This window comes from Thermostichus sp. OS-CIW-29 (assembly GCF_054058195.1).
On record NZ_JBSSAB010000008.1, the window covers coordinates 35,479 to 60,973 of the forward strand.

Here is a 25,495-nt window from a genome sequence, read left to right on the forward strand (position 1 = left end):
GCGAAGATGAGTTTGAGCCGGGCGGTCAGCGGCGAGCCAGTTCCCGCTCCTGCTGTTGCAGCCAGTCTTCCGCCTCGTGGCTGAAGGGGGAGATGGCCCGCAAATGCTCGATGATCCCCGGCAAAACCTCCAGCACCCGCTCCACCTCTGCCGGCTGGGTAAAGCGAGAGAGGCTGAAGCGGATTGAGCCGTGCAAAACGGTGTAGGGCAGGCCCATGGCCCGCAGCACATGGGAGGGCTCCAGGGATCCGGAAGTGCAGGCGGAGCCGGAGGAGGCGCAGATGCCGTATTTGTTCAGCCAGAAGAGGATCGCTTCCCCTTCCACGAACTTGAAGCCCAAGTTGGTGGTGTTGGGCAGCCGCCGGGTGGGGTGGCCGTTAACCTGGATATCCGGGATCCGCTGCAGCAAGCCCTGCTCCAAGCGATCCCGCAGCAGCCGCTCATGGGGATCTCCCAGGTGGGCTTGGGCCAGCTCAGCCGCTTTGCCCAGGGCGATGATGCCCGGCACATTTTCCGTCCCGGCGCGGCGGCCTCGCTCCTGATGCCCTCCCAGCAGCAACGGACGGAAGCGCAAGCCCCGCCGCACATAGAGAGCGCCGATCCCCTTGGGGGCATGCAGCTTGTGCCCGGAAAGCGTGAGCAGATCCACCGGCAGGCGCTGCAGATCGAGAGGGATCTTGCCCACCGCCTGTACTGCGTCCACATGGACAACAGCCCCATAGCTGCGAGCCAGGGATCCCACCGCCTCGATGGGGAAGAGCACGCCCGTCTCGTTGTTGGCGGCCATGCAGCTCACCAGGGCAGTATCGCCGGTCAGGGCTGCTTCCAACTCCAGCAAGTCCAGGCAGCCTTGCTCATCCACCGAGAGGTAGGTGACGCGGTAGCCTTGTTTTTCCAGGTGCTTGCAGACGTTGAGCACCGAGGCGTGCTCTACCTGCGTGGTGATGATGTGGCGCTTCTGGGGTTGGGCTGCCAAGGCTGCATAAATGGCCGTGGTGTTGCCTTCGGTGCCGCCACTGGTGAAGACAATCTCCGTCGGGTCGGCTCCCAGAAGGGCTGCCACCTGTTCGCGGGCTTGGTTAAGGGCACGCCCCACCTGGCCGCCAAAACTGTGCATCGAGGAGGGGTTGCCGTAGAAGGTCTGCAAATAGGGCAGCATCGCCTCCAGAACCAGGGGATCCACGGCGGTGGTGGCGTTGTTGTCCAGGTAGATCACGGGGTTCATACAGGCTCCGAATCGATACAAGGTAGGGGTTGGGCAACGTTAAACGGCTTGCGGAGCGTGGGAATGGCACTGCTTTGGGCAAATGCGAGCGCAAGCCTGACAGCCGATGCAGAGGGCGGCATTGAGGATGGTCATCACTTTGCGCTCACTTTCTTCTTCCTCTTCGTTGTCGACAAACTCGCCGTCTTCGTTGAGGGCTCTGAGGGCGAACACACCCCGGCCACAGACCTTGAGGCAACGGCTACAGCCGAGGCAGCGGGTGATATCCAGGCTTTCGATAAACTGTGGGATCCAGGGCAGTCCGCCTTTGGTGAGAGCAGTTGCAGTAGCCATAGCCGCGTCTCCAAAAGATGAGGTCTCAAGATCGGGAAGATTTGCTGTCCAGGGCCTGGTTGACCAACCAGGTGCGGTAAAACTTGAGGGCCACCGTTTCAATGAGGTCGTAGTCTTCCACCACTTCGATGCCGGCCTCGCGAATACGCTTCATGGGGCAATCGCCAATCTTGGAGACCAATACAGCTCGGCAATCCCGGATGAGATCCAGAATTTGCTCTAGGTTGTTGTCCTCGCCGGATCCCCCGTGGCAGTACTGCGGGATCTTGCGGTGGCCGACAAACTGCGCCCCACGGGCGTTGACCTCGTAGATCAAAAACTCCCGCGCATGGCCGAAGTGGCGATTGACCAAGCCACCGCCTTTGCTGGCCACGGCCACCAGGATGGAGGGGCTGTCGGGAGGCAGGTCGGCTGTCCAGTGGGTCGGGGCTGCCTGCTGCTGAGCTTGCAGTTGGGCAATGCTTGCCTGGACCTGGCGGCGTTTTTCGGGGTCGTACTCGGGGGTCATCTGCATAAAGCGCTCCTTGGTGAACTCTTGGCTGCGGTCTTCCCCCAGAAGGCCCACCGCGTCCGCCCGACACTGGCGACAGTGGCGCATCATCCGCATGTTGCCGGAGCACCGATCTTGCAGGGCTTTCAACTCCTGAGGGGTGGGGCCCCGCTGGCCGATAAGGCCGAAGTAGGTGCCGTGTTCAGGCGCCGAGATCAGGGGCATGATGTTGTGCAAGAAAGCCCCTTTCTCCTGGATCACCCGGTTCACTTCCAAGAGGTGGGTGTCGTTGATGCCGGGAATGAGAACGGAGTTGACTTTGCAGAGGATGTCTGCCTCCCGCAGCAGATCCAGGCTTTCCATCTGCCGTTCGTGCAGGATGCGGGCTGCCTCCACCCCTCGAATGCGCTTGCGCCGCCAGCGGATCCAGGGGTAGATCTTGGCTCCGATCTCTGGATCCACCATGTTGATGGTCAGGGTGACGTGGTCGATGTTCAGCCGTTTGATCTCGTCGATGTAGTCCGGCAACATCAGGCCGTTGGTGGAAAGGCAAAGCTTGAGATCCGGAGCTTTCTCGGCAATGCGGGCAAAGGTCTCGAAGGTTTGCTTGGGGTTGGCCAAGGGATCCCCAGGCCCAGCAATGCCCACCACCGTCAGTTGCGGGATCTTGCCGGCAATCACCAGCACTTTGTGGGCGGCTTCCGCCGGGGTAAGCAGCTCGCTGACCACACCGGGCCGGCTCTCGTTGGCACAGTCGAACTTGCGGTTGCAGTAGTTGCACTGGATGTTGCAGGCGGGGGCTACCGCCACGTGCATGCGGGCGTAGTGATGGTGAGCTGCTTCGCTGTAGCAGGGATGGGTGGCGATGCGTTGCTGCAGATGAGGGGGGAGAGCCTGGCGGGGGCTGCTGCTGCAAGCGCAGGCCGATGGGGAAGGGGATCCCTGGCGGGGCGGAGTTGAAAGGGGCGGCATAGTGGGGTCAACCAGGGGATAGAACGTTACTGGCGGTTATATCAACCGCCCTCTGCCCGCTCCGTTGCACTCAGCCCGGTAGAACTGATCGAGTTTATTGGCTTTGTACTCAAGACCTGCAAAGCCTGATGGCAGGCCAAATCCAACTTTTTTTAGGGGTCAAGGGTCTGGTTTTTCAAGGCCGGGGATGCCGTATTTTGACCCAAAGGGGCGGGGGATCCGGCTGTGGGGAGGATCCCCGAAATCCCTGATTCGACAAGGGCTTGGGGCAATGCTTAGGAAATACTAAAAATCTGCTCAGATGCACTCAAGCGCCGCAGCCTCGGCTGCGTTTTGCATCAATTGCTACGATTTAATATCGTATCAGCCCAAAAGTGTATTGAAAATAGCCGTTTGAGTTTGAGGAAAGATCCCCCTGGGGCAAAGTCCTCGCCAAGGAAGTGAAGACTATTGCGGCGGCAGGCCGTCGGACTTTCTTGTTGTGACAGGGGGGATGTACTCGCTCAAATACCCATACCCTTCCCCAAAAATACCGGATCCCTGCGGGCAAAAGACTCAACCCCCTGCCCTCAGAAAAACTTTTTTTGCCCTCTGGGCCAAGCTTCCAGGGTTTGAGTACATCGGCAATAACTCAATCAATCCTGATCGCCCGCTGCCAAGCCTGAGCCCCTGCAGCCGCTTGCTATAAGCGGGGGATATAAGCGGGGGAACAGAAACCCAACGGTTCTGCCCTCTGCTGAGACTCCCTCCTGCTTCCCAACCGGTGAGCTTATGTCCCCCCTTGTTTCTCCCCCACCGAAAACGGCTGAAGTGCTGCAGGTGCCCCGTTGCGATCGCTGGCGGATTCTCTACCGTCTGCAGGAGCTGGATTTGACCTGTGGCTGTACCCCGACCGGCCAACTGTGGGTGATGATTCGCACCCCCACCGAAGCCCTCCTCGTCCACAGTGTGCTCCGCCTTTTCGCCCTTGACCGCTCTGGCTGGCTGAATTGGTTGGATCGCTGCTGGTCTCTCCAAACCTGGGATCCCCCTGAGAGATCTGCAGGAGGGGATGACCACCCCTGAACCTCTGCCGTTTGCCTCCTTGCTTCTCCTGTTCACCTCGTTTTGGTAGCGCCAATGAGCACTCCATCCCCCTCGACTCGCTCCTTCCAACAAGTCCGAGACAACCCCGTTCACCTGGGACGGGAGATCACGGTTCCCATCTGCGAGGGCCTCAACCTAGTTTGGGCCAGTCTTCAGGGGCTGTATTTGCAGTATCTGAAGCACCATCTGGTTGTCGAAGGAGCAGAGTTCTACTCAATTCATCAATTTTTCAACGAAAGTCTACAGGAAGTTCAGAACCACGCCCATGAGGTGGGGGAGCGCCTGAACGGCCTGGGTGGGATCCCGGCCTCCAGCTTTGCCAAGCTGGCGGAGCTGTGCTGCTTCAGCCCGGAAGGGGACGATGCATTGGCCGTGCGGCCCATGCTGGAAGCGGATTTGCGGGCCGAGCAAAGCCTGATCGATCTGCTGCGTCGCCAGGCGGCTCTGGCGGAAAGTGTTGGGGATCGCGCCACCCGTCACCTCTACGAGCAGATTTTGCTGCGGACGGAAGAACGGGCCTTTCACCTGGCCCACTTTCTGGCTGCCGACAGCTTGGTTTTGGGCTTGTCCCCATCCTAGCTTGCCCATCTACGCCCACCCCTCGTTTTGGGAGACTCTGCCATGCTTACCCCCGATCGGGCGCCGCTGCTGCAGTTTTTGCAAGTTGAGCTTGGGATCCCGGAATCCGCCCTCACCTTCGCCCTGAAACGGCATGGGTGTGAACAGGGCCCTTTGCCCATGATTCTTTGGCATTACGGGCTGATTTCTTTGGAGCAACTGGAGCAGATTTTTGAATGGTGTGCTCCCCCTCCTCTTGTTACCAATTCTACCCATTCGGAGGTTTAAGCCATGACTTATCCCTACCCTTCTCTTCCCTTTCCCAGAGTCGGCAACCCTTTGGGATGGCTCGGCCTGGTTTTGAACTCAATTTTCAGATCCGCCCTGAAGTGGCCGCGCCGCTGGCTCAACAGCATTGAAATTCGGGGATCCCGGCAGGCCCGTTGGATTTGTCGTTTGATCCCGGCTTCCTGTCCCTTTGAGCGGGATATCCGACTGGGATCCCGCACCATCCACATTCCGGCCCTCTGTCGCATCAACCCCCTCTACGAGGAGATCATCGCCCTGCGGCTACGGGCGGCGGCTTATCTGGCCGAAGCTGCGGCTCAACCCCAGCCCCCCTCTTCTCAGGAGATCCCATCATGCCTTTGATCAGCCGGACTAAAGTGGCGGAGCTGCTCAACGAGACCGCCTGCGAGCACAACCACAAGAAAGACGGCAAAGGCAAAAACAAAGTCTGTGCCGAGCAAGCCAAGCCAGGAGGAGCGCAGGGAGGCTGTGCCTTTGACGGGGCTTCGATTGCCCTGGTGCCGATCGCCGATGCCGCCCATCTAGTACATGGGCCAATCGCCTGCAGCGGCAACTCTTGGGGGACGCGGGGCAGCCTCTCTTCTGGCCCCCAGCTTTATCGGGTGGGCTTCACCACCGATCTGAGCGAGAACGAGATCATCTTCGGTGGGGAGGAGAAGCTGTTCCAGGCCATCCTTGACTTGCAGGCCAAATACCAGCCTGCCGCCATTTTTGTCTATCTCACTTGTGTAACTGCCCTCATTGGCGACGATGTGGAGGCCGTGTGTCAGCGGGCCAGCCGCCAGCTTGGGATCCCGGTCATTCCGGTGAATGCGCCCGGCTTTGTGGGCAGCAAAAACCTAGGCAACCGTCTGGCCGGAGAAGCCCTGCTGGACTATGTTATCGGCACCGCCTCCCCGGAGTACACCACTCCCCGCGACATTAACCTCATCGGCGAGTACAACATTGCCGGCGAGCTGTGGGATGTCTTGCCTCTGTTTGACGAGCTGGGGATCCGCATCTTGGCCAAGATCACCGGCGATGGCCGCTACCGCGAGATCTGTACCGCCCACCGGGCCAAGCTGAACGTCCTCATCTGCGCCAAAGCCCTGCTCAATGTGGGCCGCAAGATGCAGGAGCGCTACGGGATCCCCTACATTGAGGCTTCCTTTTACGGGCTGCAGGAGATGAACCACTGCCTACGGGCCATTGCCCAAGGGCTGAAGGATCCCGAACTGCAGGAGCGTACCGAGGCCCTCATCGAGCGGGAAACTCGCGCCACCGAGGCGGCTTTGGCCCCCTACCGGCAGCGGCTGGCGGGCAAACGAGTTGTCCTTTATACCGGCGGCGTGAAAAGTTGGTCGATCATCTCTGCTGCCCGAGATCTGGGGATGCAGGTAACGGCCACCAGCACCCGCAAAAGCACCGAAGAAGACAAAGCCCGCATCCGCGAGCTGCTCGGCCAGGATGGCATTCTCTTGGACAAGGGCAGCCCTCAAGAGCTGCTCAAGGTGGTGGAGCGCACGAAAGCGGACTTGCTCATCGCCGGCGGACGCAACCAGTACACCGCCCTCAAGGCCCGCATCCCCTTTCTGGACATCAACCAGGAGCGGCACCATGCCTATGCCGGCTATCGCGGCCTGGTGAACTTGGCGCGGGAGATCGATGCCGCCCTCCACAGCCCCATCTGGGAGCAGTTGCGACGGCCTGCCCCCTGGGAGACTCCAGCCGAAGAGGAGGTGGGATGATGGCCCAGCTCATCCAAGAACGCAAGCCTCTCAGCGTCAACCCCCTCAAACTCAGCGCTCCGCTGGGAGCGGCCCTGGCCTTTCTGGGGATCAAGGGCTGTCTGCCCCTCTTCCACGGTTCCCAAGGCTGTACGGCCTTTGCCAAAGCGCTGCTGGTACGTCATTTCCGCGAGGCCATTCCCATGTCCACCACTGCCATGTCCGAAGTGGACACCATCTTGGGGGGGGAGGAGAATGTCGAAGCTGCCATCCTCACCTTGGTGGAGAAGGCCCAGCCGGAGCTGATTGGTCTTCTGACCACCGGCCTCACGGAAACCCGCGGGGACGATATGCCGCGCATCCTGCGGGAGCTGCGCCGACGCCAGCCGCAATTGCAGGATCTGCCCATCGTCTTGGCCTCCACGCCTGACTTTAAAGGATCCCTGCAAGACGGCTATGCCATCGCCGTCAACAGCTTGGTCAGCACCCTGCCGGAATCGCCGTCGGGATCCGTCCGCCCTGCCCAGGTAACGGTGCTGTGCGGGCCTGCCCTCACCCCTGCCGACGCCCAGGAGATCAAAGAAATGGCGGAGGCTTTTGGCCTAGAGCCGATCCTGGTGCCGGATCCCGCGGGTTCCCTGGACGGACACTTGGGCACCGGCTTTAGGGCGACCCCAGACGGCGGCACCACCCTTGAGCAATTGCGCCAGCTCGGGCGTTCCGGCCTCACCATAGCTGTCGGCGAGAGCATGCGCCCTGCCGCTCAGATCCTGGCCCAGCGCTTTGGCACCCCCTATCGGGTTTTCCCCCACCTGACCGGTCTCAAGGCTGTGGATCCCTTTTTGGCAACCTTGGCCGATCACAGCCAGCAGCCGGTGCCCTCTCGCTACCGCCGCCAGCGCAGCCAAGTCCAGGATGCCCTCCTGGATTGCCACTTTTTCTTCGGCAACCAGCGGATTGCCTTGGCCCTAGAAGCCGATCTGCTCTGGGGGTGGGTGGACTGGCTGCTGGATATGGGCTGTCAGATCCAGGCGGCCATCAGTCCCACACCGGATCCCCACTTGACCACCCTTCCCATTGAGGCAGTGCGGGTGGGAGATCTGGGGGATCTGGAGGAGCTAGCACCCGGGGCTGACCTGCTGGTGGGCAACTCCCACGTGGCGCGCCTGGGCAAGCGGCTGGGGATCCCAGTGCATCGAATGGGGATCCCTATCTTCGACCGGCTGGGGGCCAACCACCTCTGTCAGGTGGGCTATCGCGGCACCCTATCCCAACTGTTTGCTGTCGGCAACCTGCTGATGGAGCAGGAGGAAGCCCGTCACCCCAGCCCACCCCAGGTTTCTGGGCATGGATTCTAAGGGATCCAGAGCTTCGAGCTAGATCCCCCTAGCTCCCCTAAACCCTCAAGTTCACGGTTCTAAGGAGAACGCCTATGCAAGTGGCCTTTACAACCCGCGACGGCAAGCACGTCAATGCCCACTTTGGCTGGGCCAACCAGATCGACCTCTACGAAGTCACCCCCGAAGGCTACCGATTTTGTAAGACCCTCACCTTTGGGGGCAACTTGGAGGCAGATGGCAACGAGGACAAGCTGGTGCCCAAGCTGCAGGCTTTGGCCGATGTCACCCTCATCTACGTGGCTGCCATTGGCAGCAGTGCCGCCGCCCGCCTGATCAACCGCCGCATCACCCCCATCAAAGTGCAGTCGGAAGAAGAATCCATCGAGAGCTTGTTGCAGCGCCTGGTAACCACCCTGCACAATCCTCCCCCCTGGCTGCGCAAAGTGCTCTTGGCCGAGCGCGCCCGCAAAGCCGAAGCCCCAAATCCCTCTACTTCCCCTGCGGAGGTTTAGCCATGACGGTTACCCCTCTTTCCCCCTCGACCAGCCCCATCCTGCAGGAGATCGTTCGCCAGATGCGGGCGGCGGATCCCTACGGCACCTACCGCACCTGGAGGGATGAGTTGCTGCTCAAGCCCTTTGTCGTCACCAAAGCCCAGAAGCGCCAAATATCCCTGGAAGGGGAGGTGGATCCGGCAGTGCGGAGCCGCATTCTCATCTACTACCGCGCCATTGCCGCCCTGATTGAAAAGGAAACGGGCCTCCTAGCTCAGGTGGTGCTGGATCTCAACAGCGAAGGCTTTGGTTGGGTGCTGGTCTTCTCAGGGCGGTTGTTGTTGGTGGTCAACACCCTGCGGGATGCCCATCGCTTCGGTTTCGAGTCTCTCGAACAGCTCACTGAAAAAGCTACTGCCCTTATCGACAAAGGGATCCAACTGGCCCGAACCTACCCTGAGGTGGGCCGACTGTAGCCGCTTGTCTCCGTCCCGGCAGCCATTTTTTCTTCTTTTTCTTCAGTAATTAGGAGTGCCTTGCCCATGTTGAATGAGAGTGACGTTGAGAATGTTGTGAACGACCTGGCTTTCGAGCCCTTCGAACACCTCTCTGCCGACCAGCTCCGCAGCGAGATCAAGCGCCTAAACAGCAAAGCAGGCCAACTGAAAATGGATCTGCACGATCTGGCCGAGGGGCTACCCGACGGGTTCGAGCGACTCCCCGACTTGGCAGCCCGCACCTATGCCCTGTTTGCCCGGCTGCACACCCTCAGACAACGCTTGAAAACCCTGGAGACCTGCCGATGAGTTGGAACCGCAACCGCCGTTGGAAAGACTTCCAAGCCCTAGTCAATGCCGAGGATTATTTCGCTTTTTTCGAGCTCCCCTACGATCCGCGGGTGGTCAACGTGAATCGCCTGCATATCTTACGCAAATTCGCTCAGTATCTGGCTCCTCTGGAGCACTTCCAGGGCAGCGAAGAAGAATGGCTGGAGCAAGCCCGGCAAGCGCTGGAAAAAGCGTATCAAACCTTTCTCACTTCTACCCCGCAGCAGGAGAAGCTCTTCCGAGTCTTTCAAGACTATGGTTGTCCGGATCCCGTTGGCGGCTGTGCCGGCTGCAGCTCTTCGGGAGAGCGGGGCGAATGCAGCCCTGGGATCCCTGCCTAAGATCTCTTGTTTACCCCTCGTCAGCTCTCTGGAGACTCCATCATGGCTACCTACACAGTTCACTTGGTTAACCTAAAACGACAGCTTGATACCTATATCTCAGTAGATGAAGATTCAACCATCCTAGAAGCGGCTGAGGATCAAGATGTGGACTTGCCCTCTTCCTGCCGCTCCGGTAGTTGTTCCTCTTGCGTGGCCAAAGTGGTAGAAGGAGAAGTCGATCAATCGGAGCAAACCTTTCTGGATGAGGAGCAAATAGCTAAAGGATTTGTGCTGCTCTGCGTGGCTAAACCTCGCTCCAATTGTACGATTCGCACTCACCAGGAAGCTTACTTGGTTTGATAGACGGCTGCTCTCCAGTTGCTCGCCGATAGGCTTAAGCAGCCTTTTTTCTATTTTTTTCTAGAATTAGGGATCCCTATATGTTGGCACCGCCCACCGTCCCTAAGATCTCAATAACCATATCTCCTCTCCAACTCATGAAGGTTGGAGAAGAAGGTCGCATCTACCAACTGCGCGGATCCGAAGCTGCTTGCGCCCAATTGCAGCAAATGGGTCTCACTCCAGGTACCTATCTCCAGGTTATCCAACGTCACCCTGAGTGGATCCTACTCCTACCCAGTGGCCAACTTTCCCTTCCTGCTCATTTAGCTAAACCCATCTGGGTTTACATGGATCCCCGTTGCGCCTTGATGTCTACCCAAGAACCGAATAAGAAAACAATCTTAAATTTGCCAAGAGCCTTCTAAAATGTAGTCTATTTACCCAATTTTTAACTTGCAATGAGAGACACTCAAGGTAAGCACATCTCTTCATAACCTATCTTGATTTGGGAGCAAAGCCATGAACACCTGTTTGTTGCACCTGGGCTCCATCCTTAAAGCTGCTGAAGAGCTTAGCCTTGTGGAAAAGCCATTTCCCAAGTTGCAACACATCCAACTCTGCACAGGACTAAGCCCAGAGGAAATCGTGCGGGCGCTGGAGCTAGAACCCAATCCCTTGGGTTGGCATCTGGAGCCAAGCCACAACCTTGCCGATGAATCGACGTATTGGGTGGGCGGACGACCTTGTGTCGGCTTGGTTATTGAGCGTTTCGCCTGACACTTGTTGCAGTTCGGATCCCTAAAAGGCTCTCAAGGGGGGAGGAGTAGCCTGCAAAGCCATCTCAAAAGTTCACTGCAAACATTAGAAGTTAAGAGAAAACAAAGCTTTCCAGAAGGTTCACCCTAGACCAAATCTCCCTGGCCTGCCGGGGATCTTTTGAGGTATCGTTCAATCCAGTTCACGAATTGAGCTTAGGAAACAGACCTTAAACTAAGGTCTCTCGCCGGGCTGCCACGGCTTTGCGAGGAAGGTCTCCATGGCCGGGTTTAGGGTTTTGCAGATGCGATAGCAGGTGTGAACGAGGGAGAGCTACAGGGAAACGTTATGGAGTTTGAGGGCTATGGCTTATCAAATCTCAGGGGATTGTATCGGTTGCCACGCTTGCGTAGATAGCTGTCCTACAAAAGCTATCGTTGTCCAGGATGGGGAATACTGGATTAATCCTCTGTTGTGCAATGACTGCGAAGGTTTCTTCCCAGAACCTCAGTGCGTTAGCCTGTGTCCCGGTTCTGCCCCGCAGCCTTATGAAGCCATGAAGGGGCGCAACCGCACGGTCACGGCCCGCATTCGCAGCAGTCCACCTCTATTTTTGAACGGCCATAGCCAGGCTTTTGCTTCGTCAATTGTGGTCTGGGAAGCTTGCAATTTCCTATCTCAATTTCAATCTCTCAATCTGCAAAAGCAGGGAGATAACCAGGTTTGCTATCAGAAATCTGTTGGCCACAACCAGGGATCTCTGACCCTAACTCTATGTTTGGACGGGATCCCACAAAGTGCTCCGATCGATGTGCGAACTGCCTGTTTGCATCTTATTTTTGCTGCCTATGCCGCCGGGTTGGATAGCCCCTGGAAGGAATCCTTTGTTTTCACCGACTCACAATTGGAGTCCTATTTGGGCTGGGATAAACGTAAAGATCTGAGCAAGATGACCCGTCTCCACCTGTTCATGACCTGGATAGAGCAGCTCTGTCGGATTCAAGTCTCCATCGATTGGCCGGATCAGGGGCGGGTGAAGGGGTTTTCGGTACCGGCTGGCCCTCTGTGGAGGCTGCTCAAGATGCATCGCCACTTTCAAAAAGATGAGCAGGGCTGCAACCATCTGGTGGGCCTGACTTGGGCGATTCAGCCCGGCGAATGGACACGGTACTTTCTCAATCGACAAGGGTGCCGCCAGGGGCAAGCCTTTTATCAGTACAGCAGCCTGCCCCTATCCCTGCTGCAGGCCGTGATGAGCCATTGGCAACACCATGAAGGAGCCATGCGCCTGCTGCTGTGGCTGTTGTTCAAAGTGAGGATGGGGCGGCAACAGCGTCTGACGGTGCCCACCCTGATGCGAGTGGCCTACGGGGAAGAGCGACTGCAGGAAGCTTATCTCAATCTCCAAGAACGCAAACGGCTGGTGCGCACCTTTGAAAGCGATCTGGAGGTTCTCAACCACTACGGCCTCAAGCCGGAGTTCGATCCCCTCACCTATCCTTCTTCCATTCAACCCCTGTGGGCTCGCCTGGAAGCTGTGCCCGAGGATGCGGACGAGGCATTGAACTTTTGGATTGAAGATGCCAACAATGGCGGCCTGCTGACGGCTGCCGGGCCACGGGGCAAGTGGGGACTCTTGATGCAGGCTCGCATTCAACGATTTCATCTGCCCTCCGACTGGCATCGTCGAGTAGTTCAAGAAGCCAGATCCCCAACCCGAGAATCGGGATCTCGGCGGCAGCGTAGGGCAAAGTCTGCGCCTGTTGCAACAGACTCGGATCTCCCTGGCCCTCCCGAAAACCCAAAAGACTTCCCCTCAAGCAAAGCTTTGCGTGGAGCGGATATCTCGGCGGCACGCCAGCAAAAGGGAATCAGCCAGCGGGAATTGGCCCAGAGGCTGGGGCGCAGCCAGAGCTGGGTGCGGGATGTAGAGAATGGGCGGCTTCAGATCAGCCTAAACGATCGCCAGCGCCTTATCAAAGCCCTGTATTTGGATCCCAGGCAACAGCAAGTCTAGGCCAGTCACTCAATTTGCTAATCCACCACTAATCCACGGCGATGACCACATCTGAGGCTTTAATGGCAGCATACGCTTCTTTTCCAACTGCTATACCCAACCGTTCGGCAGAGTGCTTAGAAATAATGGCTGTTATTTCTATGCCTGGTGCAACTTCCAGAACAATTTCGGCATTGACCATGCCCACCTGGAAGCTTTTTACAGTTCCTTTAAAAAAGTTGCGAGTGCTGATTTGCATGACTTCTCCTTTGTTGAACACTTAAAGCAACAGGGGTGTTGACCAAACTGAACAAGAAGGGATCTCGGCAGATGGCCATTCAACATTGGTTTCAATACTATCAGATGCTTATCGTTGCCTCTGGGGAGGAATGGCTGCCGATAGTCTAGGTGTGTATCTACAGATACAAATTACAACCCAATTCCGACAGTCAAAAGCACCGAACCATTGGCGGATTTTCCTGTTCTGAGAGTTGTCACGGGTCAAAGAAAAATGGCTATGAAACGAAGAACTGCAATGTTATTCCTAGGGATCCTGGCCGCCCTGGCTTTGAGGTGGGGGTCGGCTCCCGGCTTGGCACAATCTCAGCCCATTTTGGTGGGGGCTGCGGTGAGCTTGCAACCGGCTTTAACGGAAATCGACCGGTTGTTCACCGCCCGCTATCCCGACATCAAGGTTGAGTACAACTTCGCCAATTCCGGCTCTCTCCAGCAACAGGTGGAGCAGGGGGCGCCTTTGGACGTGGTATTTTTCGCAGCCGCCTCTTTTATGGACGCCCTTGCCAAGCAAAACCTGCTGGTGGAGGGATCCCGGCGAGATCTTCTCAGCAATCGCATGGCTTTAATTGTGCCTGCCAATGCCAGAACCAAGGTTCAGGATTTTGCCGACTTGGTGGCGGAAGAGATCCGGGTTCTGTCCATTGGGGATCTGCAGGCCATGCCCGCCGGACGCTATGCCCAGGAAATTCTCACCCAAGCAGGGGTGTTTGAGACGCTGCGGCCCAAGATGGTGTTTGCCAGCACGGTGCGGGAAATCTTAACGGCGGTAGAACAGGGCAATGCTGACGCTGGGATCCTGTTTACCTCGGATGCTCAGCTTTCAAATCGGGTGCGAGTAGTGGCTACGGCGGATCCCATTACGCCAATTATCTACCCGGTGGCCTTGGTGCGCGATACTCCCGCCGGACGGTCTTACTTGGAGTTTTTGACCTCAGGGGAAGCGGCAGAGGTGTTTGTGAAGTACGGCTTTATCCGCCTGTGAGGGATCCCTCTGCAATGGCGCGGATGAGTTACTCCAAATGAGCGACTACGACCTATCCCCGCTTTGGATCTCCCTACGGATTGCCGGCTTGGCCACGGGCATCACCTTTGGGGTGGGGACGCTGGCGGCTTACGGGATGTTGCACTACCGAGGTCGCTGGCGCTCTCTCATCGAGGCCCTCTTGTTGGCGCCGCTGGTGTTGCCGCCCACCATGGTGGGCTTCCTGTTGCTGCTGCTGTTTGGCCGGCGAACCCTTCTGGGACAACTTTTGGCCTCGCTGAACTTGTCGGTCATCTTCACCTGGTATGCCGGGGTGATCACGGCAGCGGTGGTGGCCCTGCCCCTGATGTACCGCACGGCCCTGGGAGCTTTCCAGCAGATCGACCCGACGCTGGTGGCGGCAGCCCGCACCCTGGGAGCAAGTAGGGCCAAGATTTTTACGCGGGTGCTGATCCCACTGGCCTTGCCGGGGATCCTAGCGGGGGTTACCCTCAGTTTTGCTCGCGCTCTGGGGGAGTTTGGCGCCACCTTGATGCTGGCAGGCAACATCCCAGGCCGCACGCAAACCCTGTCCATGGCCATCTTCTTTGCCGTTCAGGCGGGGGATATGCGGGGGGCGGCCATCAGCTCGGCCCTGGTCTTGGGGTTGTCCTTGGGGGTGATGACGGCAGTTAACCTTTGGTTTCAGCGACAGCCTCTGCAGCAGCTTCCCCCTCGCCCCCTGCGGGTTCTGGCCAGAAGGGATCCGGATTTCTCAACTCCGGCCCCTCGCCTCTGGGTAGACATTGACAAGAAGCTGCCCCAATTTGAGCTGCAGGCGCAACTGAGCTGCGACGGGCGACCCCTGGGCTTGCTGGGGGCCTCTGGATCCGGCAAAAGCCTACTTTTGCGCTGCATTGCCGGGATCGAAACCCCGGATGGTGGGCGCATTTTGCTCAACGAGCGGGCGTTGTTTGACGCCGAACAGGGGATCCGGCTGCCTCCGGCTCAGCGGCGGGTGGGGGTGATCTTCCAGAACTACGCTCTGTTTCCCCACCTCACCGTCGCCCAGAACATCGCTTTTGGGATCCCTGCGGGCTTGAGCGAAGCGGAAAAACAAGAGCGGATCCAGGCCCAGCTGCGGTTGGTCAAGCTGAAGGGCTGGGAAAACCGCTATCCCACGGAGCTCTCCGGAGGACAGCAGCAGCGGGTGGCCCTGGCGCGAGCCTTGGCTTCTGAGCCGGAGATCTTGCTGCTGGATGAGCCTTTTTCTGCTTTGGATGCCCACCTGCGCAGCCAACTGGAGCAGGAGATGGGGGAAATCCTAGCGGGCTACAAGGGAGTCACGCTTTTGGTAACCCACAACATCGAGGAAGCCTTCCGCCTCTGCGGGGATCTGGCTGTAATGGAGCAGGGGCGAATCATTGCCCAGGGGGACAAGCGTCAGCTATTTGAGGCTCCCCCCTGCCTTAGTGTGGCGCAACTGACGGGTTGCAAAAACATCTCGCGGGCCAAGCTCCTGGGCCCTCAACGGGTGCTGGCCTTGGATTGGGGCTGTGAGCTGCAGGTACAGGGATCCCCAGCGGGAGAATACATCGCCATCCGCGCCCACCACCTCACCTTCCGGCCCGACGGGAAGCTGCCCAACACGTTTCCCGCTTGGCTGGTGAAGTGGAGCGAGACCCCCCACCGGCTGACCCTCTTCTTTAAGCTGGGCAGCCCTCCTGCCCACCGCCAGGACTATCACCTGCAAGCTGAGGTGTGGCGGGAGCGCTGGCGCGAGGTGGAGACTTGGGGATCCCCCTGGTGGCTGCAGTTGGATCCCCGGCATCTGAGGGTGTTTTGAGTCTGGAGCCCAGGAGTCAGGTGGGCTCGCCCAAGCGGTAGCCCCGCGGGGTAATCAGCCGCTCCCCATGGCGAAAGGTCTGGGAGTTGCCGATAAAGACCAGGGTGAGCATGTCCACCTGCTCTGGATCCAGCTCCCCTAGGGTGGTGAGGTGGAGGGTTTCGCCGGGGCGGTAGAGGTTGCGGGCCAAAGCCACGGGGGTATGGGCGGGTCGGGCCTGCAGAAAGATCTGTAGAGCCTTGAAGAAGGGATCCAGCCGCTGCCGCGAGCGGGGGTTGTAGAGGGCCACCACAAAATCGGCAGCTGCAGCCGCCTGCAGGCGTTTTGCAATCACTGGCCAGGGGGTAAGCAGATCCGAGAGGGAAATGGCGCAGAAGTCGTGCATCAGCGGAGCCCCCAGCCGGGCAGCAGCCGCCTGGAAGGCAGAGATCCCCGGCAGCACCTCCAGAGAAGGGCGGATCCCATCCCAGCCAGAGCGGACCAAGCACTCCAGCACCAAGCCCGCCATGCCGTAAATGCCGGCATCCCCCGAAGAAATCACCGCCACCTTCAGCCCCTGCTGCGCCCAAGCAATCGCCCGTTCGGCTCGCTGCAGCTCTTGGGTAATGGGAGAGGCCTCCCGGATTTGGCCGGGGTGCAAAAGGGGATCCACCAGATCCAGATAAAGCTGGTAGCCAACAACCACATCGGCCTGAGTTAAAGCCATACGGGCAGCCAAAGTCAATTGACCCAGATCCCCAGGACCAGTGCCGATGAGCCAGAGGTGGCCGCTGCGAGGGGAATACTCCTGCGCCGCGCGGGCAATGGCCAGGGTGCAGGCCCCTTCGGTTTCTGACGTGAAGACCTGCTTGGGGCAGAGAAGAGTTGCCTTCCCCTCCGCAACGCAAGAGGGCCTCTCAAAAGCTCGGTCACCTCTTCCCCAGATCTGAGCCGCCAAAAGAGCAGCCGCCTCGGCTACGGAGGGAGTGCCCACCGCCTGCCGAACGGCCTCCGAAGGGTGGGGAACCGGGATCCCAGCCAAAGCCTCTGCCGAGAAAAACTCAATGGGCCAGCCATAGGCTTGGGCCAGCTCCAGAAGACCTGGCTCGTCTTGCTTGAGCTCTAGGGTGGCCAGGCCGGCAATGGCCTCGAACGCCAGCCCCTGGGCCTGCAGCAGGCGGCGCAGGGATCCCTCTAGCCAAACGCGGGTAGTGCCCCGCTCGCAGCCCACCCCCACCCAGAGCACCCGCGGATGCCAGTGCACTGTCGGGATCCCCGTGGGAGGGGAGAGGTATTCCCCAATCCAGATCTGGGCAACGGGATGGGGAGGAGAGGAGGCCACTAGGGGATGATCTGCCGGCCAAGCTTGTCGCCAAAGCCGCGTGCCGCAGGTCTGGTGAACGGCCACCGGCTCTCCCCGCGTCAAGGCGGCTGCCACCCCGTTCCAATCTCCAGCGCCCCGCCGCCAGCCGTAGGGATCCCCCAGCAAATCCAAAGGCGGGATCCCCAGCCCCTCGGAAGCAGAGGTGAGAACCGGCTGGGCTCCCAAGGTAGCGGCCACCTGCCGCGCCAGGGCATCGGCCCCCCCCACATGTCCCCCGCACAGGCTAATAGCCCAGCGACCGGCTTCGTCCACCACCACCACCGCTGGATCCCGCTGCTTGTCCTGCAAGAGGGGGGCAATGAGCCGCACCACCGACCCTGCGGCCAAGATGAAGAGACAGCCCTGCACCTGGGGCCAGGCTTGGGCAACGGCTTCTGCTAGGGAGCCTGGCGCTGTGGGATCCTTGGGATCCCCGTAAGCCTGCCAGGGGGAGGGCAGCCCCTGCGGGTCAGCTTTGCTCCAGCAGCTCACCTCCTTGCCCAAGAGCGGGATCAGAGAGTTGGCCAACCGGCGGGCGCGCGGGCTGGGGGCAAACAGAGCAAGCTTCATCGAGCGTGGGCCAAGGCCAGGATTCTCCCCGGATCCTATACTGGACATAGAGCCACCCGCGAAGGGACAAGTGCCGATGGTCATCCCACCTGGACTGATGCTGCCCCTAATCCCCCTGGAGGTTTTGCTCTCCACGAAGGGGCTGATGTTTTTGCTGCTATCGGCCTATGGGGGGGCCATGTGGACATTCTTAAGCGGCGCTCCCCGCGTCCACACCATCATCGTGCCGGACTTGGAGCAGGCCAGAGGGTTTTACGAGAAGGTGTTGAAACTGCCGGAAGCGGAGCTGCCCCTGCAGTACTACTACGGCTACGAGCAAAGCATGGTCGGCTACAGCCTAGGATCCGCTTACTTTCCAGGGGATATTGGCCTCAGTCCCCGCTTCGATGCCAAAGCCCGTCCCACCTCTGGGCCCACCCAATTGGATACCCCCGGACTTTGGTACCAACTCTCCGACAATGTTCAATTGCACGTGATCCCTGGCTCTACAGATCCCTATGCGGGGTCCGGTTCCTACGGCAACGCCTCTAGGCCTAGCTCCTCATCTGCTTCTGCTTACGGGACTGTACCGGCAGCGGGCCGCAGCAGCGGCGTTCGCTATCGCCATGTCAGCTATGAGCGGGAGTCCCTTAAGGCCCTTCTGAAGCGAATCAACAAACAAGGGATCCGCAACAGCATTCGCTCCGAGAAGCCCTTCGTCTTTTGGGTGCGGGATCACCAGGGTCAGATTATCGAATTTGCCGAACTGAAAGGCTGACGGGATCCCCTAAGATTGTTAAAGGAAAGCCAAAAGTCGGCGGTGGGGAGACGCCAACGATGAAACGGGTGCTGCTGTTGGTGCTGGGCTTGCTGTGGCTTGGGGTGTGGGGCGGCCAGCCGGCCATAGCTCTATCGCGGGCCAAAGACAATCCGGTGGTGAGCGTGCAATCCCCAGCCAAGGACTTCATCACCACCGAGTCGGGATTGCAATACTACGATATTGCTCAAGGCAGTGGGCCTTCGCCTCAGCCGGGGCAAACGGTGGTGGTCAACTACGTGGGCAAGCTACAGGATGGCACCATCTTCGATAGCTCCTACAAGCGCAATCAGCCTTTTGTCTTCACCTACGGAGTAGGGCAGGTGATCCGTGGCTGGGAGGAAGGGCTGGCCACCATGCGGGTGGGGGGCAAGCGCTACTTGCGCATTCCGCCGGAGTTGGCCTATGGCAGCCGCGGGGCAGGCGGGGTGATCCCCCCCAATGCCACCTTGGATTTTGAAGTGGAGCTCCTGGCCATCCAGTAGATTCAGATCTTGCAGAGACCGAATATCCAAGCGGCATTGGGCTTGTGCAGGAACTCCCTTCCCCGGAACTGTCTTCTTCTTGGCGGCCCAGTTCTCTGGCAGCAGATCCTGCCCTAGAAAAAGCTCGCCTGCGCCAGCACTTTCGCCAGCTACGGCAGGGGTTGGACAGATCCCTTATCAGCCAAAAGGTAGTGGCTCATTTGGCCTCTTGCCCCCAACTTTTGGCCGCCAAAACCATCCTGGCCTATGTGGCCTTCGGCTCCGAGGTGGACTTGGGATCCCTGTTTGCCCTTTTTCCAGAGAAGCAGTGGGGGATCCCCCGTTGTCTGCCGCGGCGGCAAATGCAGTGGCACCGCTACCAGCCGGCTGAGCTTGTCCCCAACTGCTGGGGCTTGTTGGAGCCTTCTCCCGGCAGCACAGTTATCGACCCTGGCAAGGCGGATTTGATCCTGGTGCCCGCCCTGGCCTGCGATCGTTGGGGAAGGCGTTTGGGCTATGGCGGCGGCTATTACGACCGCTTTTTGGCCGCTTTGCCGGATCCCAGTGTGCCCAAGTGGGGCATCCTCCCCCAAGCCTGCTTGCTGGAGCAGCCCCTGCCTCAGGATCCTTGGGATCAGCGCCTGGATGGGATCCAAACCGAGGAGAGGTTCTACGAGACGGGGATCCCCTAGACTAAAGAGGGTGGGCCTTGGAGGAAAAACGATGAGCCAAGTTTGGAAGCCGGCGCAGTGGCTAACCCAAAAGCTGCGTCTTGTCTGCATGAGCTTTGGCTGTGTGGCATTGGCGGCGCTCTTGCTGGGTTTTGGAGCCATCCCCCTGCAACTGAAGGATTTGCACCTCACCCCCTGCCCGGATACCCCCGAATACACCAACCTGGTTACCAGCAACGGCAACCCCATACCGGCCAGGTGCCTATTCATTGAAGGCACGGTGGTCAACCGCTCCAGAAATACTGTGCTGAATGCGGATGTCTTCGGTCGCCTTTACGATGCCAACGGCAATGAGGTTCTGCCGGAGCGCACCCGCCTGGGAGCCATCGAGGAGGTTCCCCCCGGCGAAAGCCCCTTCTCCATTCGCATCTCCGTGCCCGTGACCAGCCCGCTGCCTCTGACTATGGAGCAGTTCAAAGCCAGCGGCTTCAGCGGCACCGTGCGCCGTTAAAGCTGGCGGGTGAAGTCCACCTGGGCCGAGCGCCCCGGCAAATGGAGCTGGGCAACCACCGGCGGGGTTTGGGCGATCAGCCGTCCCCGGCGGAAGACATACAGGCAAGCTGGTTTCAGGCGAATAGCTTCGACGGCATCAGCAGCCTGGAGCACCACCAAGTCGGCATAGCAGCCGGGTTCTAGTCCGTAGCCTTCTAACCCCAGAATGCGGGCCGGGTTTTCCGTAACCGCCAAGAAGCACTGCCGCATCTGCTCATAGCCTGTCATCTGGGCAGCGTGGACGGCCATGTGGGCCACTTCCAGCATGTTGCCGCTGCCCAGAGGGTACCAGGGATCCATCACACAGTCCTGGCCAAAAGCCACCGTCAGCCCGGCGGCCATCAGCTCCGGCACCCGCGTCAGCCCCCGCCGCTTGGGATAGGTATCGTGGCGGCCCTGCAGCACCAGGTTCACCAGCGGGTTGGCGATCACCCCCAGCTCTGCTTCGGCCATCAGGGGAATGAGTTTGCTCACGTAGGCGTTGTCCATTGAGTGCATCGAGGTGAGGTGGGAGGCGGCCACCCGCCCCTGCAGGCCCAGCCGCAGCGTCTCGTAGGCCAGGGTCTCCACGTGGCGGGAGAGGGGGTCGTCTGTTTCGTCGCAGTGCAGATCCACCCGCAGGCCCCGCGCGGCTGCAATCTCGCACAGAGCCCGCACTGAAGCGGCTCCTTCGGCCATCGTCCGCTCGAAGTGGGGGATCCCACCCACCACCTCCACCCCCAAATCCAGAGCCTTCTCCAAAAGCTGCACCGCCCCCGGCGAGCGGTAGTAGCCATCTTGGGGAAAGGCCACCAGTTGCAAATCCAGGTAGGGGGATACTTTTTGCTTGACCTCCAGCAAGGCCCGCACCGCCACCAGGTTGGGATCGCACACGTCCACATGGGCGCGGATGGCTAAGATCCCGCGCGCCACTGCCCAGTCGCAGTAGGTTAGAGCCCGCTCGATGACCGCCTCCGGAGTTAGCAGTGGCTTCAACTCTCCCCAGAGGGCGATCCCTTCCAGCAAGGTGCCCGATTGGTTGGCGCGCGGGATCCCGTAGGTAAGGGTGGCATCCAGGTGAAAGTGGGCATCCACAAAGGGGGGCGACACCAAGCGGTTGGTGACATCAATTTCTTGGGGGGCAGTGGCTTGTAAGTTGCTTTCCAGAGCCACAATGCGATCCCCCTGGATACCGATATCGATTCCCTTGCGGCCATCCGGCAAATTGGCCCGGCGCAAAATGAGATCCATATGTTGTGGCTATTTGTTTGAACTTAGGATGGAAAGAAGCAACTACAGTTGACTGAATGATAGGCCAAATCAGATAAAGATGTCTTAAATTACCTCAAAGCCCGAATTTAGGAAACCAGTTGATTGGGTTATTGCTCACTTTATAAAAGAGGGCTGTAGTCCCCAACAGCATCCGGTTGTGCAAGATATCAACCAAGTAGTCAGAAGGATAATCTATCGAGAGCTGATTTGAGAGGACTTGGCCCTTACATCCATTCCAACCGTCAGCAAAACTTCGTTGTCCATTACAAACAAGCTCCTTCTCAAAAAATTGTATTTCAGGATACATATTTTCAGGGATCTCCCCCTTAGGATAAGCCGAGCAGTAACCCGATCTCGAAGTAACCTCAACAGAAGCGACTATGGCACGTTTAGAACTCTCCCGGCGGGACTTCTGCCTGCGTTCTGGGGCTTTTGTGGCTGGCCTGATGGGGAGCCGCTGGTTGGTTCGCGATGCCGCGGTGGCTCAAGGAACCAAGCTGAAGGTGGCCGGGGTTTATACGGTTCCCATTGAGCAGCAGTGGGTGAGCCGGATCCATAAAGCCTTGATGACCGCCCAGGAGCGGGGGGATATTGACTATACCTGGTCGGAGTCAGTTTCCAACACCGACTACCCACGGGTGCTGCGTCAGTATGCCGAGAGCGGCGTCCAACTGCTGGTGGGTGAGGTCTTTGGGGTGGAGCGGGAAGCGCGGGAAGTAGCCAAAGACTATCCCAAGGTCAGCTTCTTGATGGGATCCAGCCTCAAGCCGGATCCTGCCCTGAGCAATTTTGCCGTGTTTGACAACTACATCCACGAGCCTTCCTATCTGACGGGAATGGTGGCCGGGGGGCTGACCCGCTCCAAAATCATCGGCATGGTGGGGGGCTATCCCATTCCAGAAGTGAACCGCCTCATGAATGCTTTTATGGCAGGGGCGAGGGAACTGCAGCCGGAGGTGAAGTTTTTGGTCACCTTTATCGGCAGTTGGTTTGATCCCCCCAAAGCCAAAGAGGCGGCTTTTGCCCAAATTGATGCCGGCGCAGATATCCTTTACGCGGAGCGGTTTGGGGTATCTGATGCCGCCAAAGAGAGGGGCGTTTTGGCCATCGGCAATGTGATCGATACCCAGCCGGACTACCCGGAAACGGTGGTGGTCAGTGCCCTGTGGCACATGGAACCCACCATCGACAGAGCCATTGCCGCGGTGAAGGCCGGAGAATTTAAGGCAGAGGACTACGGGATCTACAGCATGATGAAATATGGGGGATCCAGCCTCTCCGACTGGGGAACCTTCGCCGACAAGGTTCCGGCTGAACTGAAAGCTAAGGTGATGCAGAGGCAGGCAGAGATTCTGGCAGGGTCTTTTGTTGTAGCCATCGATGATAGCGAACCCAAGTCCACCCTCTGAAGCGCCTTTGGCCTTGAAGGTGGTGGGCATTACTAAGCGCTTTGGTGCTCTGCTGGCCAACGACCAGATTGATCTTGAGCTGCGGGCCGGGGAGATTCTGGCCATCTTGGGGGAAAATGGGGCGGGCAAAACGACACTGATGAACATCCTGTTTGGGCACTATGTTCCCGATCAGGGTCAGGTGTGGGTGTTTGGTCGGCCCCTCAAGCTGGGATCCCCGGCGGCTGCCCTGGCGGCAGGGATAGGCATGGTGCATCAGCATGTGGTCTTGGCCGATAATCTGTCGGTGCTGGACAACATTCTTCTGGGCACTCAGCCCCTGTGGCACCTGTGGTCTCGGCGGCGAGAGGGACGGCGGCGCATCCAAAAGCTGGCCGAGGAATTGGGGTTGGCCGTGGATCCCGATGCCCTGGTGGGATCCCTGACCTTAGGGGAGCGGCAGCGGGTGGAGATCCTCAAGGTGCTGTATCGAGGGGCGCGGATCCTGATTTTGGATGAGCCTACGGCGGTGTTGACCCCACCGGAAATTGAGCCGTTTTTTCACACCCTACGGCAGATGGCCGGTCGCGGGCTGGGGATCCTGCTGATTTCCCACAAGCTCCAGGAGGTGATGCGCATCAGTGACCGGGTGATGGTGCTGCGCTCAGGGCGGGTGGTGATGGCGGGCAAGACGGCTGAGATCCATCCCACAACTCTGGCGGAAGCGATGGTGGGGCAGCGGTTGGCGGCGGTGGTCAAAGCGCCCTTGTCTGTTGGGGAGACGATCCTGGAGCTGCAGCAGGTCTCCTGTCGGGCAGGGCAGCAGCATCTGGAGCAGGTTTCTCTGACGGTGCGGCGTCACGAAATCGTGGGTATTGCCGGGGTGGCGGGCAATGGGCAGGCCGTTCTGGCAGATCTGGTCTGTGGGGTGATCCGGCCCCACCAAGGTCATCTCCATCTGCATGGCCGAGTCCTGCGGCTGATCTCTCCTGCTGAGATGGTGCGGCAAGGCATGGCCCGGATCCCAGAAGACCGCCACAAAACTGGGCTGATTGGTTCCCTTAGCCTGTGGGAGAATTGGGTGATCGAGCGCTATCGGGATCCCGAATTCTCGCGGTGGGGGATCCTGCGTCACCGCCAAATCTATCAGCAGGCCCACACCTGGCTACAGACCTACGACGTGCGGGGACTCCAGAGTGGGGATCCGCGGCAGGCGCTCCAGATGCCAGTGCAACTGCTGTCCGGCGGAAATATGCAAAAAGTGATCCTCTCGCGGGAGCTGTGTCGGGATCCCCAGGTGATTGTGGCTCACCAACCGACGCGGGGACTGGATCTGGGGGCTGTGGCCTATGTGCATGCCCAACTTCTGGCAGCAGCCCGGGCTGGAGCCGGGATCCTGCTCATTTCCGAAGACCTGGATGAATTGCTGAGTTTAGCGGATCGAGTGGCGGTGCTCTATCGCGGTCGGCTTTCCTCGGCAGTCCCGACCCAAACCACAACGGTGACCGCCTTGGGGTTGCGTATGGCCGGGCAGGAGGTGGCTGATGCGTGTTGAACCCCGTTCCACGGTGCCCCTTTGGCTGATCCTGAGCGCGCCGATGGCAGCCATTGTCCTGGCTTTCCTCTCCTGCAGCCTGCTGATCCTGTGGACGGGATCCCCAGTTTTGGCAGCCTATGGAGCTTTGCTGCGGGGAGCGGTGGGATCCCCCTTTGCCCTGAGCGAAACTTTGACGCGGGCCATTCCCCTGATCCTGACGGGATTGGCGGTGGCGGTGTGTTTTCGGGCCAAGTTGTGGAACATCGGTGCAGAAGGCCAGTTTTATGGTGGGGCTCTGGCTGCCAGCCTCTTGGGCACCGCTGGGCTTTCGCTGCCGCGCCCGTGGTTGGTGCTGGTGCTGCTGCTGGCGGGCTGGATTGCCGGAGGGCTGTTGCTGTGGATCCCGGCCTGGCTCAAGACTCAGTTCCAGGTGGACGAAGTGGTGACCACCTTGCTGCTCAATTTTGTCATTCTTCTTGGGATCAGCTATCTCCTGGAAGGCCCCCTCAAAGATCCTCTGGCTCTGGGTTGGCCCCAAGGTCGTGCCCTTGTGGATGCTGCCCTACTGCCGCGGCTGATCCCCCGCAGTCGTCTCCACGCCGGTTTGATCATTGCCCTGCTCGCTGCCCTGGGGGTGTGGGCCATAGAGCGGTTCACCGTTTGGGGCCTAGAAATGCGAGCCGTAGGCGCGAACCCGGAAGCGGCCAGGTTTCTCGGCATCCCAGTCCAGGGAGTTATTTTGTATACCTCACTGCTGGGAGGGGGGCTGGCAGGCTTGGCGGGAGCTTGTGAACTTCTCGGGCTCAAGGGCTATCTCACCTTGGATTTATCCCCGGGCTTTGGCTACACCGGCATTGTTGTTGCCCTGTTGGCCCAACTGCATCCCTTGGGGGTGGTGGGGGCGGCGGTCTTCATTGCCGGAGTTTATGTAGGGGCGGATACCATGGGGCGTAGCTTGGGCGTTCCCACCTATCTTGCCGATGTCATTGTTGCTGCTGCCCTGCTGTGGATGTTGGTCTGCATGGGATTGGCCCGTTATCGTCTGCGCTGGGACTGAGCACCC

29 protein-coding genes are annotated in these 25,495 nt (G+C 59.3%); 23 read left to right on the top strand and 6 right to left on the bottom strand.

Annotated elements, in window-relative coordinates:
* Positions 1-25: 25 nt before the first annotated feature.
* The 3 genes from nifS to nifB are packed head-to-tail and all read right to left on the bottom strand — an operon-like array spanning position 26 to position 3,020.
* Positions 26-1,225, bottom strand: a complete 1,200-nt coding sequence (nifS, locus tag ACVWZJ_RS04600) for a cysteine desulfurase NifS (protein WP_457394910.1) — start codon at positions 1,223-1,225, stop codon at positions 26-28.
* A gap of 39 nt (positions 1,226-1,264) precedes the next feature.
* On the bottom strand, positions 1,265-1,558 hold the full coding sequence (gene fdxB / locus ACVWZJ_RS04605; protein WP_414373898.1) for a ferredoxin III, nif-specific: 294 nt from the start codon (positions 1,556-1,558) through the stop codon (positions 1,265-1,267).
* Between the two features lie 25 nt (positions 1,559-1,583).
* Positions 1,584-3,020 (bottom strand): nitrogenase cofactor biosynthesis protein NifB, encoded by a 1,437-nt coding sequence (gene nifB, locus ACVWZJ_RS04610; RefSeq protein ID WP_414332068.1) that lies wholly within the window; start codon positions 3,018-3,020, stop codon positions 1,584-1,586.
* Between the two features lie 771 nt (positions 3,021-3,791).
* On the opposite strand from nifB, the gene ACVWZJ_RS04615 reads away from it, so the two are divergent.
* The 14 genes from ACVWZJ_RS04615 (at position 3,792) to ACVWZJ_RS04680 (ending at position 12,778) form a co-directional block, all read left to right on the top strand.
* The gene (locus tag ACVWZJ_RS04615) at positions 3,792-4,085 is read left to right on the top strand and encodes an Asr1405/Asl0597 family protein (RefSeq protein ID WP_011430657.1); all 294 of its coding nucleotides are present in this window, start codon (positions 3,792-3,794) and stop codon (positions 4,083-4,085) included.
* Positions 4,086-4,139: 54 nt separating this feature from the next.
* Positions 4,140-4,685, top strand: coding sequence for a ferritin-like domain-containing protein (locus ACVWZJ_RS04620; protein ID WP_011430658.1), 546 nt, complete (start codon positions 4,140-4,142; stop codon positions 4,683-4,685).
* Positions 4,686-4,727: 42 nt separating this feature from the next.
* Positions 4,728-4,952, top strand: coding sequence for a DUF2949 domain-containing protein (locus ACVWZJ_RS04625; RefSeq protein ID WP_011430659.1), 225 nt, complete (start codon positions 4,728-4,730; stop codon positions 4,950-4,952).
* 3 nt (positions 4,953-4,955) lie between these two features.
* Entirely contained in the window at positions 4,956-5,315 is a 360-nt protein-coding gene (locus ACVWZJ_RS04630) for a Mo-dependent nitrogenase C-terminal domain-containing protein (protein WP_011432074.1), read from the top strand.
* The gene (gene nifE / locus ACVWZJ_RS04635) at positions 5,306-6,700 is read left to right on the top strand and encodes a nitrogenase iron-molybdenum cofactor biosynthesis protein NifE (RefSeq protein ID WP_011432073.1); all 1,395 of its coding nucleotides are present in this window, start codon (positions 5,306-5,308) and stop codon (positions 6,698-6,700) included. Before ACVWZJ_RS04630 ends, nifE begins: the two co-directional genes overlap by 10 nt.
* The gene (gene nifN, locus ACVWZJ_RS04640) at positions 6,700-8,037 is read left to right on the top strand and encodes a nitrogenase iron-molybdenum cofactor biosynthesis protein NifN (RefSeq protein ID WP_011432072.1); all 1,338 of its coding nucleotides are present in this window, start codon (positions 6,700-6,702) and stop codon (positions 8,035-8,037) included. Before nifE ends, nifN begins: the two co-directional genes overlap by 1 nt.
* Before the next feature lie 74 nt (positions 8,038-8,111).
* The gene (gene nifX / locus ACVWZJ_RS04645) at positions 8,112-8,531 is read left to right on the top strand and encodes a nitrogen fixation protein NifX (protein WP_414342057.1); all 420 of its coding nucleotides are present in this window, start codon (positions 8,112-8,114) and stop codon (positions 8,529-8,531) included.
* 2 nt (positions 8,532-8,533) lie between these two features.
* Positions 8,534-8,989 (top strand): NifX-associated nitrogen fixation protein, encoded by a 456-nt coding sequence (locus tag ACVWZJ_RS04650; protein WP_414390674.1) that lies wholly within the window; start codon positions 8,534-8,536, stop codon positions 8,987-8,989.
* Positions 8,990-9,055: 66 nt separating this feature from the next.
* On the top strand, positions 9,056-9,319 hold the full coding sequence (locus tag ACVWZJ_RS04655) for a CCE_0567 family metalloprotein (protein ID WP_414351585.1): 264 nt from the start codon (positions 9,056-9,058) through the stop codon (positions 9,317-9,319).
* Positions 9,316-9,681, top strand: a complete 366-nt coding sequence (gene nifW / locus ACVWZJ_RS04660) for a nitrogenase-stabilizing/protective protein NifW (RefSeq protein ID WP_099883832.1) — start codon at positions 9,316-9,318, stop codon at positions 9,679-9,681. The genes ACVWZJ_RS04655 and nifW overlap by 4 nt, the downstream gene beginning before the upstream one ends.
* A gap of 42 nt (positions 9,682-9,723) precedes the next feature.
* Positions 9,724-10,023 carry a 2Fe-2S iron-sulfur cluster-binding protein gene (locus ACVWZJ_RS04665; RefSeq protein ID WP_414373907.1) on the top strand — a complete coding sequence of 100 codons (300 nt, stop codon included), beginning with the start codon at positions 9,724-9,726 and terminating at the stop codon, positions 10,021-10,023.
* Between the two features lie 137 nt (positions 10,024-10,160).
* Positions 10,161-10,430, top strand: a complete 270-nt coding sequence (locus ACVWZJ_RS04670) for a ferrous iron transport protein A (RefSeq protein WP_238376962.1) — start codon at positions 10,161-10,163, stop codon at positions 10,428-10,430.
* A 94-nt stretch (positions 10,431-10,524) separates the two neighbouring features.
* Positions 10,525-10,782: a hypothetical protein gene (locus ACVWZJ_RS04675; protein ID WP_011432066.1), complete on the top strand. Its 258-nt coding sequence runs from the start codon at positions 10,525-10,527 to the stop codon at positions 10,780-10,782.
* 343 nt (positions 10,783-11,125) lie between these two features.
* On the top strand, positions 11,126-12,778 hold the full coding sequence (locus ACVWZJ_RS04680) for a helix-turn-helix domain-containing protein (RefSeq protein ID WP_414419367.1): 1,653 nt from the start codon (positions 11,126-11,128) through the stop codon (positions 12,776-12,778).
* A 28-nt stretch (positions 12,779-12,806) separates the two neighbouring features.
* Here ACVWZJ_RS04680 and ACVWZJ_RS04685 read toward each other — a convergent pair whose 3' ends face one another.
* Positions 12,807-13,016: a TOBE domain-containing protein gene (locus ACVWZJ_RS04685; protein WP_011430671.1), complete on the bottom strand. Its 210-nt coding sequence runs from the start codon at positions 13,014-13,016 to the stop codon at positions 12,807-12,809.
* Between the two features lie 258 nt (positions 13,017-13,274).
* Here ACVWZJ_RS04685 and modA point away from each other — a divergent pair, with 258 nt between their 5' ends.
* Both modA and modB read left to right on the top strand, forming a co-directional pair.
* Positions 13,275-14,036 carry a molybdate ABC transporter substrate-binding protein gene (gene modA / locus ACVWZJ_RS04690; RefSeq protein WP_457394917.1) on the top strand — a complete coding sequence of 254 codons (762 nt, stop codon included), beginning with the start codon at positions 13,275-13,277 and terminating at the stop codon, positions 14,034-14,036.
* Between the two features lie 37 nt (positions 14,037-14,073).
* Entirely contained in the window at positions 14,074-15,861 is a 1,788-nt protein-coding gene (modB, locus tag ACVWZJ_RS04695; RefSeq protein WP_457394920.1) for a molybdate ABC transporter permease subunit, read from the top strand.
* Positions 15,862-15,877: 16 nt separating this feature from the next.
* On the opposite strand, the gene cobJ is transcribed toward modB, so the two are convergent.
* Positions 15,878-17,773 (bottom strand): precorrin-3B C(17)-methyltransferase, encoded by a 1,896-nt coding sequence (gene cobJ / locus ACVWZJ_RS04700; RefSeq protein ID WP_457394922.1) that lies wholly within the window; start codon positions 17,771-17,773, stop codon positions 15,878-15,880.
* A gap of 97 nt (positions 17,774-17,870) precedes the next feature.
* On the opposite strand from cobJ, the gene ACVWZJ_RS04705 reads away from it, so the two are divergent.
* Genes ACVWZJ_RS04705 through ACVWZJ_RS04720 form a run of 4 tightly spaced genes read left to right on the top strand, consistent with a single transcriptional unit; the run spans position 17,871 to position 20,215 of the window.
* Entirely contained in the window at positions 17,871-18,530 is a 660-nt protein-coding gene (locus ACVWZJ_RS04705) for a VOC family protein (RefSeq protein WP_238376855.1), read from the top strand.
* Positions 18,531-18,589: 59 nt separating this feature from the next.
* Entirely contained in the window at positions 18,590-19,054 is a 465-nt protein-coding gene (locus tag ACVWZJ_RS04710) for an FKBP-type peptidyl-prolyl cis-trans isomerase (RefSeq protein WP_011432059.1), read from the top strand.
* A gap of 44 nt (positions 19,055-19,098) precedes the next feature.
* On the top strand, positions 19,099-19,725 hold the full coding sequence (locus ACVWZJ_RS04715) for a 5-formyltetrahydrofolate cyclo-ligase (protein ID WP_011432058.1): 627 nt from the start codon (positions 19,099-19,101) through the stop codon (positions 19,723-19,725).
* A 31-nt stretch (positions 19,726-19,756) separates the two neighbouring features.
* The gene (locus ACVWZJ_RS04720) at positions 19,757-20,215 is read left to right on the top strand and encodes an FxLYD domain-containing protein (protein ID WP_011432057.1); all 459 of its coding nucleotides are present in this window, start codon (positions 19,757-19,759) and stop codon (positions 20,213-20,215) included.
* Here ACVWZJ_RS04720 and ACVWZJ_RS04725 read toward each other — a convergent pair.
* Entirely contained in the window at positions 20,212-21,486 is a 1,275-nt protein-coding gene (locus tag ACVWZJ_RS04725; protein ID WP_457394928.1) for an amidohydrolase family protein, read from the bottom strand. The genes ACVWZJ_RS04720 and ACVWZJ_RS04725 overlap by 4 nt on opposite strands.
* A gap of 401 nt (positions 21,487-21,887) precedes the next feature.
* Here ACVWZJ_RS04725 and ACVWZJ_RS04730 point away from each other — a divergent pair, with 401 nt between their 5' ends.
* Genes ACVWZJ_RS04730 through ACVWZJ_RS04740 form a run of 3 tightly spaced genes read left to right on the top strand, consistent with a single transcriptional unit; the run spans position 21,888 to position 25,489 of the window.
* Entirely contained in the window at positions 21,888-22,916 is a 1,029-nt protein-coding gene (locus tag ACVWZJ_RS04730; protein ID WP_011430426.1) for a BMP family protein, read from the top strand.
* A complete protein-coding gene (locus tag ACVWZJ_RS04735) occupies positions 22,888-24,450 on the top strand; it encodes an ABC transporter ATP-binding protein (RefSeq protein WP_457394932.1) in 1,563 nt (520 codons plus the stop codon). Before ACVWZJ_RS04730 ends, ACVWZJ_RS04735 begins: the two co-directional genes overlap by 29 nt.
* Positions 24,440-25,489, top strand: a complete 1,050-nt coding sequence (locus tag ACVWZJ_RS04740; RefSeq protein ID WP_414417098.1) for an ABC transporter permease — start codon at positions 24,440-24,442, stop codon at positions 25,487-25,489. The genes ACVWZJ_RS04735 and ACVWZJ_RS04740 overlap by 11 nt, the downstream gene beginning before the upstream one ends.
* Positions 25,490-25,495: the final 6 nt, after the last annotated feature.